Source organism: Streptomyces lothianensis, assembly GCF_047779955.1.
GTDB lineage: Bacteria > Actinomycetota > Actinomycetes > Streptomycetales > Streptomycetaceae > Streptomyces.
In genome coordinates this window covers 1-362 of sequence record NZ_JBLMKT010000147.1, presented here as the reverse complement: position 1 = coordinate 362, position 362 = coordinate 1, and the positions used below count along the sequence as shown (strand labels likewise).

1 protein-coding gene is annotated in these 362 nt (G+C 71.8%); it reads left to right on the top strand.

Annotation, left to right across the window (positions count from 1 at the left end):
* A partial coding sequence (locus tag ACLF6P_RS30000; protein ID WP_415954571.1) for a polyketide synthase dehydratase domain-containing protein occupies positions 1-362 on the top strand: 362 nt, incomplete at both ends.

Sequence of the window (362 nt, the reverse complement as noted above, 5' to 3'; positions counted from 1 at the left end):
TTCGGGCTTCGGACGGCCGAGCACCCGCTGCTGGGCGCCGAAGTGCTCCTCGCCGACGGCGACGGGCTCGTCCTGACGAGCCGTCTTTCCCTCGATACCCACCCCTGGCTCGCCGACCACGCGATCTTCGGGACGGTACTGCTCCCCGGCACCGCCTTCGTCGAACTCGCCCTCCACGCCGGCGACCGCCTCGACTGCCCCGTCCTGGACGATCTCACGCTCCAAGCCCCGCTCGCGCTGACCGAACACGGCAGCGTCAGCCTCCAGATAGTCGTCGGCGCCGCCGGGACGGACGGGCGCCGCCCGATCACCGTCCACTCCACACCCGCGGGCAACGACGACGACGCGGACACCTGGACCCT